The organism is Aeromonas sp. 95A (assembly GCF_051919235.1).
Classification (GTDB): domain Bacteria; phylum Pseudomonadota; class Gammaproteobacteria; order Enterobacterales; family Aeromonadaceae; genus Aeromonas; species Aeromonas veronii.
Window position 1 is genome coordinate 530,136 of the sequence record NZ_JBQBFC010000001.1, and the last position, 17,296, is coordinate 547,431.

The 17,296-nt window shown below is 59.3% G+C and carries 15 protein-coding genes and 1 other annotated feature; of the genes, 8 read left to right on the plus strand and 7 right to left on the minus strand.

Going from position 1 to position 17,296, the window contains the following annotated elements; all coding sequences use genetic code 11:
* Positions 1–3: 3 nt before the first annotated feature.
* The 3 genes from hisC to hisG are packed head-to-tail and all read right to left on the minus strand — an operon-like array spanning position 4 to position 3,305.
* Positions 4–1,074 carry a histidinol-phosphate transaminase gene (gene hisC, locus ACTG2U_RS02395; RefSeq protein ID WP_439973970.1) on the minus strand — a complete coding sequence of 357 codons (1,071 nt, stop codon included), beginning with the start codon at positions 1,072–1,074 and terminating at the stop codon, positions 4–6.
* Complete coding sequence (hisD, locus tag ACTG2U_RS02400; RefSeq protein WP_439973971.1) at positions 1,071–2,396, minus strand: histidinol dehydrogenase; 1,326 nt, start codon at positions 2,394–2,396, stop codon at positions 1,071–1,073. Before hisD ends, hisC begins: the two co-directional genes overlap by 4 nt.
* A 12-nt stretch (positions 2,397–2,408) precedes the next feature.
* Positions 2,409–3,305 carry an ATP phosphoribosyltransferase gene (gene hisG / locus ACTG2U_RS02405; RefSeq protein ID WP_439973972.1) on the minus strand — a complete coding sequence of 299 codons (897 nt, stop codon included), beginning with the start codon at positions 3,303–3,305 and terminating at the stop codon, positions 2,409–2,411.
* A gap of 24 nt (positions 3,306–3,329) precedes the next feature.
* Positions 3,330–3,458 (minus strand) — a sequence feature (His leader region).
* 187 nt (positions 3,459–3,645) lie between these two features.
* Here hisG and ACTG2U_RS02410 point away from each other — a divergent pair.
* The 7 genes from ACTG2U_RS02410 to rnd all read left to right on the plus strand — a co-directional run bounded on the left by ACTG2U_RS02410 (position 3,646) and on the right by rnd (position 11,287).
* Positions 3,646–3,891, plus strand: coding sequence for a hypothetical protein (locus ACTG2U_RS02410; RefSeq protein ID WP_005352171.1), 246 nt, complete (start codon positions 3,646–3,648; stop codon positions 3,889–3,891).
* Between the two features lie 67 nt (positions 3,892–3,958).
* Complete coding sequence (locus tag ACTG2U_RS02415; RefSeq protein ID WP_439973973.1) at positions 3,959–5,878, plus strand: ATP-dependent DNA helicase; 1,920 nt, start codon at positions 3,959–3,961, stop codon at positions 5,876–5,878.
* 90 nt (positions 5,879–5,968) lie between these two features.
* Entirely contained in the window at positions 5,969–6,670 is a 702-nt protein-coding gene (tsaB, locus tag ACTG2U_RS02420; RefSeq protein WP_040069785.1) for a tRNA (adenosine(37)-N6)-threonylcarbamoyltransferase complex dimerization subunit type 1 TsaB, read from the plus strand.
* 118 nt (positions 6,671–6,788) lie between these two features.
* Positions 6,789–7,304 carry a Slp family lipoprotein gene (locus ACTG2U_RS02425; RefSeq protein WP_019446435.1) on the plus strand — a complete coding sequence of 172 codons (516 nt, stop codon included), beginning with the start codon at positions 6,789–6,791 and terminating at the stop codon, positions 7,302–7,304.
* A gap of 8 nt (positions 7,305–7,312) precedes the next feature.
* Complete coding sequence (locus ACTG2U_RS02430) at positions 7,313–8,191, plus strand: alpha/beta fold hydrolase (protein WP_439973974.1); 879 nt, start codon at positions 7,313–7,315, stop codon at positions 8,189–8,191.
* A gap of 198 nt (positions 8,192–8,389) precedes the next feature.
* Positions 8,390–10,066 (plus strand): long-chain-fatty-acid--CoA ligase FadD, encoded by a 1,677-nt coding sequence (gene fadD / locus ACTG2U_RS02435; RefSeq protein WP_085942148.1) that lies wholly within the window; start codon positions 8,390–8,392, stop codon positions 10,064–10,066.
* 108 nt (positions 10,067–10,174) lie between these two features.
* Complete coding sequence (gene rnd / locus ACTG2U_RS02440; RefSeq protein ID WP_439973975.1) at positions 10,175–11,287, plus strand: ribonuclease D; 1,113 nt, start codon at positions 10,175–10,177, stop codon at positions 11,285–11,287.
* An 811-nt stretch (positions 11,288–12,098) separates the two neighbouring features.
* Here the strand turns inward: rnd and ACTG2U_RS02445 are convergent.
* Genes ACTG2U_RS02445 through selD form a run of 3 tightly spaced genes read right to left on the minus strand, consistent with a single transcriptional unit; the run spans position 12,099 to position 14,915 of the window.
* Complete coding sequence (locus ACTG2U_RS02445; protein ID WP_335813070.1) at positions 12,099–12,743, minus strand: MBL fold metallo-hydrolase; 645 nt, start codon at positions 12,741–12,743, stop codon at positions 12,099–12,101.
* 22 nt (positions 12,744–12,765) lie between these two features.
* Complete coding sequence (gene mnmH, locus ACTG2U_RS02450; protein ID WP_206875073.1) at positions 12,766–13,881, minus strand: tRNA 2-selenouridine(34) synthase MnmH; 1,116 nt, start codon at positions 13,879–13,881, stop codon at positions 12,766–12,768.
* On the minus strand, positions 13,878–14,915 hold the full coding sequence (gene selD / locus ACTG2U_RS02455; RefSeq protein ID WP_302247476.1) for a selenide, water dikinase SelD: 1,038 nt from the start codon (positions 14,913–14,915) through the stop codon (positions 13,878–13,880). The genes mnmH and selD overlap by 4 nt, the downstream gene beginning before the upstream one ends.
* A 405-nt stretch (positions 14,916–15,320) precedes the next feature.
* Between selD and ACTG2U_RS02460 the strand changes: the two genes are divergently transcribed.
* Positions 15,321–15,749 (plus strand): GNAT family N-acetyltransferase, encoded by a 429-nt coding sequence (locus ACTG2U_RS02460; protein WP_302247477.1) that lies wholly within the window; start codon positions 15,321–15,323, stop codon positions 15,747–15,749.
* A gap of 37 nt (positions 15,750–15,786) precedes the next feature.
* Here the strand turns inward: ACTG2U_RS02460 and ACTG2U_RS02465 are convergent, their stop codons facing one another.
* Positions 15,787–16,968 (minus strand): acyltransferase family protein, encoded by a 1,182-nt coding sequence (locus tag ACTG2U_RS02465; RefSeq protein WP_335813069.1) that lies wholly within the window; start codon positions 16,966–16,968, stop codon positions 15,787–15,789.
* Positions 16,969–17,296: the final 328 nt, after the last annotated feature.

Here is a 17,296-nt window from a genome sequence, read left to right on the forward strand (position 1 = left end):
GTCTTACAAAGTGGGAGAGGGCAGATCACGCAGTACCGCCAACACGGCATCCATCTCGCCCTGATAGCCGATGGTGACGCGAATGCTGTTATCAAGGCCGGGTTTGGTCGAGAAATCCCGCAAGATGATGCCGGCAGCCTTCATGGCGGCAAAGACGGCGGCGCCATCCACAAAGCGCACCAGCACGAAGTTGCCCTTGTCCTCGAATACTTCCTTCACGCAGGCAAGCTTTGTCAGCTCTGCCTTGAAAGCGGCTTTTTGCTTGTTGAGCTCCACCACTCGCTCCTGCATCAGCTCCAGCCCCATGGGGGAGAGGGCCTGCGCCGCGATCTGGGCGATGGGCTCGGGGATGGGATAGGGTGCGATCACCTTGGCCAGCATGGCGATCACCTCTGGGCTCGCAAGGGTAAAGCCGCAGCGGATCCCCGCCAGTGCAAAAGCCTTGGAGAGGGTGCGGGTCACCACCAGATTGGGGAAGCGGGCCAGCAAGTCCACTACGGACGCCTCGGGACAGAACTCGATATAGGCCTCGTCCACCACCACGATGGCGCGATTCCGGGCTTTTTCCAGCAAAGCGATGAGGCCGTCGCGACCCACCAGATCCCCGGTGGGGTTGTTGGGGGAGCAGAGACACACCAGCTTCACGTCACTGAGGCGATCGGCGATGGCGGGCCAGTCAGGTTGGCGGCTGGCGGTCAGCGGCTGCTCAACAATCCCCACGCCACAGGTCTCGGCGCTGATGGCGTACATGCCGTAGGTGGGCGGGCAGATGAGGATCTGATCTTCACCCGCTTCGCAGAAGGTGCGAATAAGCAGCTCGATGGCCTCGTCGGCGCCGCGGCTCACCAGCACCTGATCGGGATTAACCCCGGCATAGGCGGCATAGCCGTTCACCACCTCGGCCGGTTGGCACTCGGGGTAGCGGTTGAGGCGGCTTCCCTCGATGGTGAAGGGATAGGCCTGTGGCGCCTCGTTGGCGTTGAGCCAGACGTGGCCCTTGCCGCCGATGCGGCGGGCGGATTGATAAGGGGTGAGGGCCCGCACCACGCGGCGCGCCAGATTGGCAATGCTCATGACAAATCCTTTTGCTGTGCTGTTGGTTGGGGCGCGGCGGCCAGGGCGCTCAATCTGAGGGTGACGGCGTTCTTGTGGCCATCGAGCCCTTCGGCCTGAGCAATGCGCTCGACAATGGGGCCAAGGCCCTGAATACCGCGCTCACTCAGCTCCTGCACCGTGTAGCGGCGCTGATAATCGGCGAGGCCAAGGCTCGAGCAGGTGCGGGCATAGCCATAGGTGGGCAGGGTGTGGTTGGTGCCGCTGGCGTAATCGCCGACTGACTCGGGGGTCCATGCTCCCAGAAAGATGGAACCGGCATTCTCAAGCTGGTCCAGCAGCTCGCGCGGGGCGCGGGTCTGCACGATCAGGTGTTCCGGTGCATAGGCGTTGGAGATGGCGCAGGCTTCTGCCAGATCGTCACAGAGGATCACCAGACTTGAGCCCAGCGCCTGCGCGGCGATATCACGCCGGCTCAACTTGGCCAGCTGGCTCTTGATCTCCCCTGCGATGGCATCGGCCAGCAGGGGCGAGGTGGTCACCAGCACTACCTGGCTGTCGGGGCCGTGCTCGGCCTGGGAGAGCAGATCCGCCGCCACGAAGGCGGGGTTGGCGCTCTCGTCGGCAATCACCAGCACCTCGGAGGGGCCAGCGGGCATATCGATGGCGGCACCGCGCCAGTCGCGGGATACCTGCCCCTTGGCTTCGGTCACATAGGCGTTGCCCGGGCCGAAGATCTTGTCCACCTTGGGGATGCTCTCGGTGCCGTACGCCATGGCGGCGATGGCCTGGGCGCCGCCGATGGCGAACACCTTCTCGACGCCGCAGGCGCGGGCGGCAAACAGGATCTCGTCGCTGGCCGGAGACGGGGTGCAGAGCACCACTTCACGGCAACCAGCGATGGCGGCTGGAATAGCCAGCATCATCACGGTGGAGGGGAGCGGCGCGCTGCCCCCCGGCACATAGAGGCCGACCCGACTGATGGGCTGGGTGCGCAGCTCGCACACCACCCCGGGCTGGGTCTCGACTCGCACCACCAGCTGCACTTGCGCGGCGTGGAAGGTGCGAATGTTGGCAATCGCCGCTTCTATGGCGCTTTTGATCTCGTCATCCAGTTGTGCGCAGGCAGCTTCAATCTCGGACTCGCTGACGCGCAACTGCTCACGGGGGGCGCGCTCGAAGCGCTGGCTCAGCTCGCGCAGGGCCTCATCGCCGCGGCTACGCACCGCGGCGATGATATCACGCACCACGGCGCCGATATCGGCCTCGTCATTGAGGGCGGGCCGAGTCAGCACGTCGGCCTGCTGGGCGGGGGAGAGGGTCTTCCAGATCAGGGTCTGCATGATATCCCTTCCTTATTCCATCATTTTTTCGATGGGCAGCACCAGAATGGAGCTGGCACCGAGGGCCTTGAGCTGCTCCATGGTCTCCCAGAACAGGGTCTCGCTGGATACGACGTGCAGGGCCACCTGATTGGTGTCACCGGCCAGTTGCATGATGGTGGGGCGCTCGGCACCCGGTAGCAGATCAGTGATGGCATCGAGCTTGTCTTTGGGGGCGTGCAGCATGATGTATTTGCTCTCGCGGGCCTGCTGCATCCCCTGAATGCGGGGCAGCAGTTTGTCGATGAGCTGCTGCTTGGCATCGGACAAGGGGTTGGGGGCCTGTACCAGCACCGCTTTGGAGCGGTAGATCACCTCCACCTCTTTGAGGCCATTGGCTTCCAGGGTCGCGCCGGTGGAAACCAGATCGCAGATGGCATCGGCCAGACCCGCACGGGGTGCCACTTCCACCGAGCCGCCCAGCATCACGCTCTTGAAATTGAGCCCTTTTTCGTCAAAGAAGCGCTTGAGCAGCCCGGGGTAGGAGGTCGCGATGCGCTTGCCCGCCAGGCTTTCTGGCCCTGTATAGTTCACATCTTCCGGCACCGCCAGCGAGAGGCGGCAGCCACCGAAGTCCAGCTGCTTGAGGGTTTTGACCTCGAAGGGCAGTCCCTGTGAAGCGCGAATAAGCTGCACCTCTTCCAGCACGTTCTCGCCGATGATGCCAAGGTCGACCACCCCTTCCATCACCAGACCCGGGATATCGTCATCACGCACCCGCAGAATATCGATGGGCATGTTCTCGACATGGGCGATGAGGCGCTGCTCGCGCAGGTTGATTTTCAGGCCACAGCTCTTGAACAGGGCTTGGGAGTCCTGGCTCAGACGACCGGACTTTTGCATGGCGATACGAAGACGTTGTGTTTCCATTGCTCGATTTCCTTCTAGTCAAAAACGAAAAAACCCTCGGAAGTGGGTGCTTCCGAGGGTTTATGAATCTTGCGGTCCTTTTGGAAGTCACCAGTTAAGTGTCTTCCAGCAGTCAACCTCCTGAAAGACTAGTCGGGATGATGATGGTGGTGATGAGTCTTCAGGGTGGTGAACTGCATGTAATCAATCCTTTACAAAATAAGATGTCGTAATTGACGCCTGATTTAAACTACCTGCCTTGACAGAAAATGCAACCCGAAATTGTGATTTGATCGATTAAAGTGGCGAAAACGGCTTTCTGGTCGATAACTAGACAATAACCCCTGCAGGAGTCGCCATCATGCCCAGCCAGGACCTGTTGTTCCCCATTTTGCCCCGGGCGCCTGCCGCGCCCGGCAGCGAAGAGATCAAGCGGGAAGTGAACCAGATCAGCAAAAAGCACCAGCTGCGCAAGACCAGCACTGACAACAGTGACTCCCAGCAGCGCCAGCAGGCGTATAGCACGCCCGCCAAGCGTGATCAGCCCAAGGCGGAGGAGGACGATCACAAGCCGGACCCCGAGCATCAGATCGATCTGTTCGTCTAGGCAGATTATCTGTCCCGCTTTTGCCGCGCTTTTGGCATAATGGCCGCTTTTGCTGCGGGACGCCCTTTTGACCATCCAGACCCTGTTCAAGCCAGATGGCCCTCTGGCCAGCCATATCGACGGTTTCAAAGCCCGCGCTCCCCAACTGGAGATGGCCGAAGCGGTCGCGCGCGCCATCAAAAGTGGTGGCCGTCTGTTGGTGGAGGCAGGAACCGGTACCGGCAAGACCTACGCCTATCTGGTGCCTGCGCTGGAATCCGGCAAGCGGGTGGTGATCAGCACCGGCTCCAAGAACCTGCAGGAGCAGCTCTTCTATCGAGATCTCCCGACCATCACAGGGGCGCTCTCCTACACCCCGCCGGTGGCCTTGCTCAAGGGGCGCAGCAACTATCTCTGCATCGAGCGGATGAACCGGCTCTTGAGTGAATCCCATCTGCAAAAGCCTGAAATCCTGAACGATCTGGTGAAGGTCAAATCCTGGTCCACTGCTACCGATAACGGCGATGTGGGGGATATTCCGGGATTGCAGGAGAACGCCGAGATCCTCGCCCACGTCACCAGCACCAACGATAACTGTCTCGGTCGCGACTGCCCCTATTACGACGACTGCCATCTGGTGGTGGCCCGACGCCGTGCCATGGATGCCCAGGTGGTGGTGATCAACCATCACCTCTTCTTCGCTGATATGGCGGTGAAAGACACCGGATTTGGCGAGTTGGTGCCGGAGGCGCAAGTCTATGTGTTTGACGAGGCACACCAACTGCCGGAGATCGCCACCAACTACTTTGGCAAGTCGGTAGGCAGCCGAACGATTCAGGATCTGGCGCAGGATATCCAGCTGGCCTATCGGGCCGAGGCGCACGACATGGCCCAGCTCGGCAAGGCGGCGGACCGGCTCGCTATCGCCAGTCAGGACTTGCGTCTCGCCTTCGGGGTGGATGGCGGTCGCGGCAATACCCGCGACATGCTGCGCCAGCCGCTCTGGGGGCAGGCTCTGGCTCGTCTTAACGACGCCATCGGGCTCTGCTACGAGGTGCTGAAACTCGCGCTCGGCCGGGGTGAGCAGCTGGATCACGCCTTCGAGCGCATCAGTGAACTGCGCACCCGTCTTGGCGAGGTGATGGCGGTTAACCAGACCGGTTTCTCCTACTGGTACGATTGCTCACGGCTTCATTTCACCCTCAATCTGACGCCGCTGTCGGTGGCCGAGCGATTCAGTGCCGAGGTGCAAAGACCGGAAGTGGCCTGGGTCTTCACCTCCGCCACCCTGACGGTGGATATGCGGTTTGATCACTTCAAGGCCGAGCTGGGGCTGGCGGATAGCGCCGAGCTTATTCTCGACAGCCCGTTCGACTATGGCGAGCAGGCGCGGCTCTGTGTACCCCGTTATCTACCGGAGCCCAACGCCTTTGGCCGTGGCGAGCAGCTGGCCAATCTGATGATCCCCCTCATCAACAAGACGCCGGGGGGCTGTTTCTTCCTCTGCACCAGCCATCAGGTGATGCGTCAGGTGGCTGAGGTGCTGCGCCGGGAGATCGGTCGCACCGTCTTGTTGCAGGGGGAGGACAACAAGCAGCGGTTGCTCAAGGAGTTTGTCGAGAATGGCCGCGCTGTGCTGGTGGCGACCAGTAGCTTCTGGGAGGGGATCGACGTGCGAGGTGCGGCGTTGTCGTGTGTTATCATCGACAAACTGCCGTTTGCCAGCCCCGATGATCCGCTGCTCAAGGCGCGGGTGGATGATTGCAAGCTCAAGGGGGGTGATCCCTTCGCCGAGCTGCAGTTGCCCAAGGCGGTGATTGCCCTCAAGCAGGGGGTGGGGCGGCTTATTCGTGATCGCACTGATCACGGGGTGCTGGTGATCTGTGATCCACGAATGGTCAACAAACCTTACGGCGCCACCTTTATCAAGAGTCTACCCGCCATCCCCCGTACCCGGGAGTTGGGAACGTTGGGGAGTTTTTTCGATCGCACTGAACGTGGTGAATAAGGGTGCCGCCAGCTAACAGATTTGAACAACGGGTGAGCATATCTCGCTTGCCGGTTATGTAATTGACTGATTTTATAGAGATTGGAAAGCATGAACGAGTTGAAGATCCTGGCCGTTGATACCGCCACCGAAGCCTGCTCCGCCGCCTTGCTGGTGGGTGACAAGCTGTTCTCCCGCTGGGAGGAGGCGCCACGGGATCACACCCGAAAAATCCTGCCCATGGTTCAGGCTGTGTTAGAGGATGCCGGGATAAGTTTGAGTGACCTCGATGCCATCGCGTTTGGCCGCGGCCCAGGCTCCTTTACCGGCGTGCGGATCGGCATCAGTGTGGCGCAAGGTCTGGCGTTTGGTGCGGGTGTGCCGCTGATTGGGATCTCGACCCTTGCCGCCATGGCGCAAGGCGCCTATCGACTGGATGGCGCCCAGCAGGTGCTGACCGCCATCGATGCGCGGATGAACGAGGTCTATTTCGGCCGCTATGAGCTGATCGATGGCCGCATGCAGCTGGTGGGGGATGAGGTGGTGAGCGAGCCCGCGGCGCTGGTTGACGCCCGTGGCAAGCTGGCGGGCCCCGTGACCTGCGTCGGCACCGGTTTTGAAACCTATGGCGAGACCCTGAGTGGTTTGGCCGATGAGCTGGCGGTGAGCCAGGTGCGTTTCCCGGCGGCAGAAGACATGTTGCCGCTGGCCCGCGCGGCTTGGTTGGCGGGGGAGGCTGTGCCGGTTGAACAGGCGACGCCGGTCTATTTGCGTGACAAGGTGACCTGGAAAAAACTGCCGGGTCGCGAATAAGGGCAGGAGCACTGACGTCATGTCGCTCTTGCCGCTCATCAGCTGCAATATAAGCGGGTGGCCCGACGGGCCACGCCGGCAACAGGAGAGTGACATGATGCGTAATAGCAGAAGCGACATGATGAAACGCACTATGGTGGTCGGGGCGCTGGCTCTGCTGCTCGGGGCCTGCAGCTCGGTCCCCAAGGAGCTGGCCTATGAGCCAGAAAACCAGCTGGTGGCCTATCAGCCCGCCCTTGGCGGAATGGAGGGCAAACCGGCCCGCTGGAGTGGCGTTATCTCGGCGGTGCACAACAAGGCGGATCAGAGCGTTATTGAAGTGGTCTATCTGCCGCTCAAGTCCAACGGTGTGCCTGAGCAGACCGAGCAGAGCCCGGGCCGTTTTCTGGCCATCATGAAGGGCTTTGTCGACCCGACCCTCTATGCCAAGGGGCGCAGCCTGACGGTGCTTGGCACCATAGGCCAACCGGTGGATAGCCAGATTGGCGAGCACAAGTACCGCTTCTCGGTGCTCAATGTGACGGGCAGCAAGCTGTGGCCGCCAGTCAAGGAGGTGGAGGTGCGCTATATGGACCCCTACTTCTACGACCCCTTCTATGATCCCTTCTGGCCGAGACGGCCGCTGCGTCGCTAAGGCTTGCCATGATCAAGAGCATCAAAAGCACTCTGCACGAACGTCTGCTCACCTTGGCAGATGGTCGGCAGGTGGCCCTGCTTGAGAATCAACTCGCGGATCAGGCTCAGCAGGGCAAACCCCTGCTGATCGCCCTGCACGGCTGGCTCGACAACAGTGCCAGCTTCTTGCCGCTGGCGCCGCATCTGGGGGATTTTCACCTCATCTGTGTCGATCTGCCGGGACATGGTCACTCCGATCACAAAACCACCCCTTATGTATTTGTCGACTGGCTGGACGATCTCTACCAGATCGTGCGGGCGGCCGGCTGGTCGCGTTTCACCCTGCTCGGTCACTCCCTCGGGGCGCTGATCGCCTCCGCCTATGCCGGGGTGTTTCCCGAACAGGTGGAGCGGTTGATCATGCTGGAGGGGTTGGGGCCGCTGAGCCAGCCCGATGAGGAGGTACCTGCCCAGCTGCGACGTGCGATTTTAAACCGCAGTCGCACCCGGGAGCGCAATGCCAACGGCTTTGCCTCCATCGATGAAGCAGTCGCCGCCCGTTGCAAGGTGGCGGATATCACGCAGCAGGCGGCGCGTCTTATCTGTGAGCGGCAGCTTGAGATGAGGGCAGGGCGCTGGCATTGGCGCAGCGATCCCCGCTTGCGGGATCTTTCACCTCTGAGAATGAGCGAAGGGCAAGCCCGGGCGCTGATGGCGGCTATCCGCTGTCCTGTGCTGTTGATTCAGGGGGAGCAGGGCTTTGCTGCGCTTGAAACCCAATGGCAGGCCCGTCAGGATGCCTTCCAGCAGATCGAGCGGGTCATATTGGGTGGAAACCACCATTTTCATATGGAAAATTCGGTTGATACGGCCGTTTGTATCGTAAAGTTTTGTCAAGTTCGGTAGAATCGCCAGCTTTCAATAATTCCAGGTTTGTTTTCTCCCTCACATTTTTCTGTTGTTAATTTGCTGTTAATTGATGTTGCACTGTGTAAATATGTGCGGCATTAGAGCATCAGCTTAAAACAACCGATTAAAATGGATGTGAACCGGGACGGAGGCAACACAGTGAGCGCACAGGTGCTAGTTATGCAGGAGAAGTTTGTGGAAAAAGTCTGGCTGAAACGTTATCCGGAAGGGGTCCCCGCCGAGATCAATCCAGACCAATACAGCTCCCTGGTCGAGATGTTCGAATCCTCGGTAACCCAGTTTGCCGATCAGCCCGCCTTCGTCAACATGGGCCAAACCATCACCTACCGCCGGCTGGAAGAGCAGTCCCGCGCCTTTGCTGCCTACCTGCAAAACGAGCTGAAGCTGGAGAAAGGGGATCGGGTTGCGGTGATGATGCCGAACCTGCTGCAATACCCCATCGCCGTATTCGGCATCCTGCGCGCCGGCATGATCGTGGTCAACGTCAACCCGCTCTATACCCCGCGCGAGCTGGAGCATCAGCTCAAAGACTCCGGTGCCAAGGCCATCGTCATCGTCTCCAACTTCGCCCATACCCTGGAAAAGGTGGTCTACGACACCCCGATCAAGCACGTTATCCTGACCCGGATGGGGGACAACCTGGGTCTGGCCAAGGGCACCCTGGTCAACTTCGTGGTCAAGTACGTCAAGAAGCTGGTGCCGAAATACAATCTGCCCCACGCCACCACCATGCGTCAGGCCCTCTCCAAGGGGCGTTTCCTGCAGTACATCAAGCCGGAGATCACCAACGACGATCTCGCCTTCCTGCAGTACACCGGTGGCACCACCGGCCTCTCCAAAGGGGCCATGCTGACTCATCGCAACATGATTGCCAACGTCGAGCAGTGCCTCGGCGTCTACGGCCCCATGCTGGAACGTGGCAAGGAGTTCGTGGTCACCGCGCTGCCGCTCTACCACGTCTTCGCCCTGACCGTGAACTGCCTGCTCTTTATGCGTATCGGCGGTTACAACCTGCTGATCAGCAACCCGCGCGACATTCCGGGCTTTGTCAAAGAGATCAAGAAGTATCCCTTCACCTGCATTACCGGGGTGAACACCCTGTTCAATGCGCTGGTCAACAACGAAGAGTTTCAGGGGATCGCCTTTGACAAGCTCAAGCTGACCATCGGCGGCGGCATGGCAGTGCAGCGCGCGGTCGCGGAGAAGTGGAAGACACTGACCGACACTCCGCTGCTGGAAGGCTATGGCCTGACCGAATGTTCGCCACTGGTGAGCGTCTGTCCCTACGATCTGACCGATTACAACGGCTCCATCGGTTTGCCGGTCTGCTCTACCGAGATCCGTCTGGTGGATGACAACGGTCAGGTGATCCACGCTCTCGGCACCCCCGGCGAAATGCAGGTGCGCGGCCCGCAGGTGATGGTGGGCTACTGGCAGCGCCCCGAGGCGACAGCCGAAGTGATGCAGGATGGCTGGCTCTGTACCGGTGATATCGCGGTGTGCGACGAGCAGGGCTTCTTCAAGATCGTTGACCGCAAGAAGGACATGATCCTGGTCTCAGGTTTCAACGTCTATCCGAACGAGATCGAAGATGTCGTCGCCCTGCACCCGAAAGTGCTGGAAGTGGCTGCCGTGGGTGTGCCACACAAGGTCTCTGGCGAGCTGGTGAAGATCTTTGTGGTCAAGAAAGATGCAAAATTGCAGGAGGACGAGATTATTGCCCACTGCCGCAAACATCTGACTGCCTATAAGGTGCCGAAACTGGTAGAATTTCGTGACGAACTTCCCAAGACCAATGTGGGCAAGATCCTGCGCCGCGTACTGCGCGACGAGGAGATTGCCAAGCAATAACCGGACTGCGGCTGCAGAATCTTCTGCAAACCAGCGCCGTCGTTATGCAAAACCGTGGGTCATCCCACGGTTTTTTCTTTTTGGCCCTGATCAACCGCGCAGGCACAGATGCACTATCAACTTATCACTCAGCAAGACGAACTTGAGCAGTATCTCGCTTCTCTGGCCGATGTTCCCCTGGCTATCGATACTGAATTCGTTCGCACCCGTACCTACTACCCCCAGCTTGGCCTGTTCCAGATCTATGACGGCGAGCATCTGGCGCTGCTGGATCCGCTGACCCTGGATCTCTCCGCCCTCTGGCAGCGACTGGGCCGGGAAGGGCAGATCGCCATCCTGCACGCCTCTGGCGAAGATCTGGAGCTTATCCAGCATCAGGCGGGCCACCTGCCCAACCAGATGCACGATACCCAGCTGGCTACCGCCTTTCTCGGTTACGGGGTCTCGGTCGGCTTTGGTGCGCTTGTGAATGAATTCCTCGGGGTCGAGCTGGAAAAAGATCAGGCGCGCACCGACTGGCTGGCACGCCCGCTTACACCGCGTCAGCTCGAATACGCGGCGGCGGATGTCTTCTACCTGATGCCGCTCTACGAGAAAGTGATGGCCAAACTGCGGGAAAGCGGCAAGTTTGCCTGGTTTGAGCAGGAGTGCCAGAACCACTCTGCCCGCAAGACCCAGGGTAGCGATCCCCGTCAGGCTTATCTTGAAATCGTCAACGCCTGGCAACTGGGTCGCCGCGAGCTCGCCATTCTGCGCGAGCTGGCCGCCTGGCGCCAGCAAGAGGCGGTGCGCCGGGACCTGGCCCTCAATTTTGTGGTGAAAGAGCTGCACCTGTTCAAGGTGGCGGAGCGCCGTCCTGCCTCTCTGCGGGATCTCAACGAGCTCGGCCTCTCGCCCATCGAGATCAAGATCCACGGCAAGCGGATGCTCGATATCGTCGCCAAGGCGCAGCAGAGCGATCCTGACAGCTGGCCCGAGCCCATTCGCCGACTGGTGGACTTCCCCCAGTACAAGGCCGAGCTCAAGCGCATCAAGGCCATGGTGGAAGAGAAGGCCAAGGCGAACAATATCCCGCCCGAGCTGATTGCCAGCAAGAAGATCATTCACCAGTACTTCACCTGGAGCTGGCGGATGAACGACGAAGAGCGGGCCCGCAGCGACAAGCCGATGCTGCTGCAAGGGTGGCGTCATGAGCTGGTCGGTCACCTGCTGGCACAATAAGCCACCAGACGGTTGCACCTATAAATCAATCCTCACCCTCGGGTGGGGATTTTTATTTTTAGGGGGAATTTATGATTTAAAATGTCAGAATATCTTGCGGTCGCTTATCAAATAATTGTGGCTCAAGAACAAGAGTTCGAAATAAACGAGCTTATTTTCCGTGACTGTGTTGGCAATAACAAGTTATATATCATTAATTGTCTTGTTAAATTTGATAGTGAAAATTCTTACAAGATAAATAGAGGTAAGTCCGCTACCAATAAGACTGCAAACATGTAGATAGGGTGATGCTTCAATAATTCCATTTCGTATGGCAGATGGGCATACTATAAAAATAGTCAACAAGAAGCACATGGGGATATTGATTGTATGCTGTCTATTTATTGCATTTCTATCATCTGGCCATATGAAAAAACCATATTTATATGCCATTACTAAAAAAATGGTGATCAACAATAGGTAGTATATAACTTGAGGCAGTACATAGGTTAGTAAGCTGCTGTAACTGGCCTGAATGGGGACAAACTCAGCTCTATATATTATTTCAAATGCAATATTAACGAGTAGTATTATTATCCCATGAATGACTGTTGGGCGTTTGTAATCTCTGATTCTATATCTGGCTCGTGACTTCTTCAGGAAAAAAATAAATAAAAATATGGCGATAGCTAAAGCAAGATACATTTTTGTTCCCAAGTTTGGATGGTCAGAGCCAAATCATGGTGAATTATAAAGACTCGCTTGTACCTATAGCAATGAGGACTTCAGAAAAAAAAGGAAAAAGGCAGCGGAACACCGCTGCCTTTTTTGATCACCAGATAGGCTGGGTCAGATAAGGGTTGCTCGCCTTCTCGCGGCCGAAGGTAGAGCTGGGGCCGTGGCCCGGGATAAAGACGATTTCGTCGCCCAGCGGCAGCAGGGTCTCGGTGATCGACTTGATAAGCGTGCCGTGATCGCCACGGGGAAAGTCGGTGCGGCCGATGCTGCCGGCAAACAGCACGTCGCCAACCCAGGCGAGCCGCTCGGATTGGCTGAGCAGCACGATATGGCCCGGGGTGTGGCCTGGGCAGAAGTAGATATCCAGTTCGCACTGGCCAAGCTGCACCTTGTCACCCTGCTCAAGCCAGCTATCCGGCGTGAAGGCGGGGGTATGGGCGAAGCCGAACATCTGGCTCTGCTGGGGCAGCATGTCGAGCCAGAAGGCGTCCTCCTTGTGGGGACCGGTAATGGCGACGCCGGTTTTTTCCCGCAGCTCGGCGGCGGCACCGACGTGATCCAGATGACCGTGGGTCAGCAGTATGTGGGTCAGGGTCAGGCCGCGCTTGGCGATGGCGGCCAGCAGTTTGTCCGCTTCGCCGCCCGGATCGATCAGGGCCGCCTGATGGGTCTCGTCACACCAGATGAGGGAGCAGTTCTGGGCGAACTGGGTGACCGGGATCACCTCGAATTTCAACATAGAGTTCCTCTCTTGGGATGGGTCAGCCGCGCAGCGCGCTGGCATGCTGCTCGGCGAAATAGTCGAGACAGGCCTGTTTGTCACCGCGGAATACGATGCGCTCCTGCTTGTTGCCAAGCTGGTAGAGATACATGGGGTCGTAGTAGCGGGTCAGCAGCAGGGTGATCCAGGCCAGATGCAGCGCGGTATCACCGCTCTTTTCCTGCTCGGTGAGAGCGGTCTGCATCAGGGCATCCAGCTCGCGGTGGGCCTGATCGCCAAGACGGCGCTTGAGACGGGCCAACGCATCGGTGAGATAGGCGGCAAACAGCGGCCATCCCTCTTCCTGGCCATACATGGCTTGATAGCGCAGCCAGAGATCGTGCACGTAATCTTCGCGGATCTGCTCGGCCCGATCGATTTGCGGAACATCCACCACCACCAGCGGTGCCTGACTCATGGCCTCATGGAGGGAGAGGGGTAGGCAACAGCGGCCGATCAGGCGGCTCTCATCCTCAACCACGAAGGCGTGTTCGCCGCGATGGCGGCGCTTGAGCAGCTCGATGGCGAGGTTGTTTTCAAAGTTGATGTTGCTGGGCTGGCCGCCGGGCAGCTGACCAAACGACGAGCCCCTGTGATGGGCGTGTCCTTCCAGATCGAGCGCCTGGGCCACATGGTCCAGCATATGGGTCTTGCCGGAGCCGGTCATGCCGGTCAGCACAGTCCAGCGGCACTCTGCAGAGGCCTTGTCCTGGGTGTCGATCAGGAAACGGCGCAGCTCCTTGTAGCCACCGGAGACGCGGGGGCGAGTTACCCCGGCATCCGCCAGCCACTGTTGTACGGTTTGCGAGCGCAGGCCGCCGCGAAAGCAGTAGAGCAGGGCATCGGGCTGCTTGCGCAACTGCGCCAGCCAGCCTTCGAGTCGTTCGGCACGCACTGCGCCCCCCACCAGCTTGTGTCCAAGCTCAATGGCGGCGGCCTGCCCCTGCTTCTTGAAGCAGGTCCCCACCTGGGCGCGCTCATCGTCTGTCATCAAGGGCAGGCTGGTCGAGCAGGGGAAGGCCCCCTCCTTGAACTCGATGGGGGCGCGCACATCAATCAACGGCACATCACCTAAAAAAATCTGGGCGTAGTCCGTGGCCAGTGGCAATTCACTCATTGGACAATCTCGATAAAGCGGGTGCCCTCAAGGGGCTTGATCTGGCCGATGGGCGAGAGTTCTAGCCCAGCGTCTTGCGCGATGGCGAGCAGCTCGGCTTCGCTCTCTTTACCCACGGCGACCAGCAGGCCGCCGCTGGTTTGTGGGTCGCACATGATGTTGCGGGTGCGATCGTCCATGGCATCCAGCTTGTGGCCGTAGGAGTCGTGGTTGCGCAGGGTCCCGCCCGGGACGCAGCCCTCGGCGAGGTAGTAATCCACCTCGTCCAGCAGCGGCAGCGCCTTGAAGTCGAGGCGGGCGCTGACATTGGATCCTTCGCACATCTCCAGCAGATGGCCAGCCAGACCAAAACCGGTGACGTCGGTCATGGCGTGGACACCCGGCAGCTCGGCAAAGCGCTGGCCAATCCTGTTGAGGGTGCACATGGCGTTGGGGGCCAGCTGCTCGTGTTCGGGTTTCAGCTTGCCCTTCTTCTGGGCGGTGGTGAGGATACCGATACCAAGGGGCTTGGTCAGATAGAGGGTGTCACCCACCTTGGCGGTGTCGTTCTGCTTGATGGCGTCCAGGGGCACGATACCGGTGACCGCGAGGCCGAAGATGGGCTCGGGGGCATCGATGCTGTGGCCACCGGCCAGTGAAATACCCGCTTCGTGGCACACCTGACGGCCGCCGTCGATCACCTGCTGGGCCACTTCGGCGGGCAGGGTATTGATGGGCCAGCCGAGGATGGCGATGGCAACGATAGGCTTGCCGCCCATGGCGTAGATATCGCTGATGGCGTTGGTGGCGGCGATGCGGCCAAAGGTGAAGGGGTCATCGACGATGGGCATGAAGAAGTCGGTGGTGGAGACAATGCCCTGACCGTTGCCGATATCGACCACGGCCGCGTCATCCTTGCTGCTGTTGCCAACGATCAGGGTCGGGTCGTTGAAGCCTGGGATCTGGCTCTTGAGTATGGTGTCGAGTACCTTGGGAGAGATTTTGCAGCCGCAGCCAGCGCCGTGGCTGTATTGGGTCAGACGAATGGAAGACATACTTACCCCTTTTATTTGCAAACAGAGCAGAGGCTCTGTGGAGCCGTCTTGGTCAATGGGCGGCCTTGTAGAGAGAAGGACAAGAAGCCGCAAATATGGGTGGCCTCGGTGCCAACAGGGGCAGCGATGACTGGCAGTTATGAAGGACCGCCAGGCCGGACGGGGAAGAATAGGGCGACAAGGTGCGCCAGCGCAGCCCCGCCAAGGGCCACAGGACGGGGCATTATGCCACATTTGCCCCTTGGGGTTCGAACAGGAATTCACATAAACAGCAGGGAATTGCCCGCACTTGCCTGTCATCGGGCTGGATCCGGTGCTGGCTGATTGATTGCAGTACAGATGCAGCAAAAAGAACGCCAAAGAGACCAACAGCACGCAACTGCCGATCTACAACAGGAGAGCTTAGTGACCACCACATTTTTGGTTAACTACCCCATCACCACGGCGCAGTTTGCGGCGCTACTGGCGAAGACCTCGCTCGGGGCGAGACGGCCGCTGGACCATCCGGCCACCCTGCAGGGCATGCTGGATCACGCAAATCTGCTGATCACCGCCTGGCAGGGCGAGACCCTGGTCGGGGTGGCCCGCTCGGTGACCGATTTTCATTTTTGTTGTTACCTCTCGGATCTGGCGGTAGCCGAGTCGGTGCAGGGGCAGGGGATTGGCAAAGCACTTATTCGCGAGACATTCTTGCAATTGCAGCCGGGCTGCAAGCTGATCCTGCTGGCCGCGCCGCAGGCGGTTGCATACTACCCCAAGCTTGGATTTAGCCAGCACCCGAGTGCCTGGGTGATGAGCAGTCTGGATGAACTGGTGCTGGATGAGTTGGCATAAGCCCGTCAACTCATCCAGACAGGGCGAGATTAATTTATCAGGCCCGCTCCAGCGCCGGTTGTCGTGACTTGCCCCAGCGGCGCAGGCGCCGTTGCAGTGGCCGCTCCAGCAGGTTGTAACTTAAAAAAGAGAGTCCGATCAGCACCGCCAGCATCAGCAAGGTTGCCACTACCCCCAACAGCGGGTTGGTTTGGGCATACCACCACTCGGTGAGCCCCGGTGCCAGATAGTGGATGAGCTCGCAGCCAGTGAGCAGCACCAGCGCATGGAGTAGATAGATGGAGTAGGAGAGATCCCCCAGCCAGTTGGTGAAGCGGTTATCCAGGAGGTGCAGCAGCGGGCTCTGGCGCTCCCCCTGTGCGGCGGCAATCCAGATCAGCAGTATGTAGGAGCCGATCAGCAACAGAGTCAGCTGTGGCGTCATGGTGAACTGCATCAGCGCGAAGGGCAGCACAAAGGCGATCAAGAGCGGCAGATCCCGCTTCATCATGGGGAAGTTTTTCGCAGCCTTGACCCTCGGCAGCAGCCAGAGGCCGAGCACAAATTCACTTACCCCGCGCCCCACCGCCAGCGCCCCGCTGGTGACATCCAGCGTGCCGCGACTGTGCACGATAAAGGCCAGCACCGTCAGTGTTAGCAGGGGGACGAGATGGCTCCAGCGACTGCGGGTCACCGCCAGCGGGATCAGCAGCGGGAATAGCAGGTAGCTAATCCACTCTACGCTCAGGGACCAGGCGGCGAAGTTCCAGGTCAACCCGTGATCGGTTACCACCTGCAGCAACAGTAAGGCGCTGGGCAGCGCTTCGGTTGGCGTGAAGGGCGAACCGAAAGGTGGCATCCCTTCCCACTCCCACATCTTGAACAAGGGGCCGGCGTAGAAGCCCACCCCGTGCCGCGCCTTGTAAAGCTCCCAGCAAACCAGCAACAGCAGGGTCACCAGGTATAGGGGGTAGACGCGGGTCAGCCGCAGCCAGAGAAAACGGCCATAGCTCACGGTGCGGGGCGTGCGGGTAAAGGCCTCCCCATAGACATGGGCCAGCACCACGCCGCTCAAAATAAAGAACAGGTCGACCCAGAGGTAGCCATTCTCGATGAGTTGGGTGTGGCCTGCGATCGGCTCCATCCACTGGGGAAAGAGCAATAATCGGGCATGGAACAGCACCACCATCAGGGCAGCGATGCCCCGCAGCGGCGTTAACAGCGGCAATGATTGATTCATAACGGGATCCCTTGTGATGTTCAGCTTGGCCTGACATCTATTTTGTTGTTGTGCCGCCCATCAATCCTGACGGGAGGGTTGCCCCGGCTCGGCTGCCGCAGGCGGGATCACACTACGGAAAAGAGAGTCATACGGGTGTGATTTGAATCATAAATGCGCAGTTATTGTGCAAAAAAATTTAAACAGATAAAGACGTGGGACGCAGGCAGGGAAAGAGGAGGAGAGAGAACACCCATAAAGCAGAGAGGTGGAATCGGGGCGAGCGTCAGGCTCAGGTTTATACGGCGCGATGCAAAACAATCAGGCCCACAAGGGGCCTGATTGATCA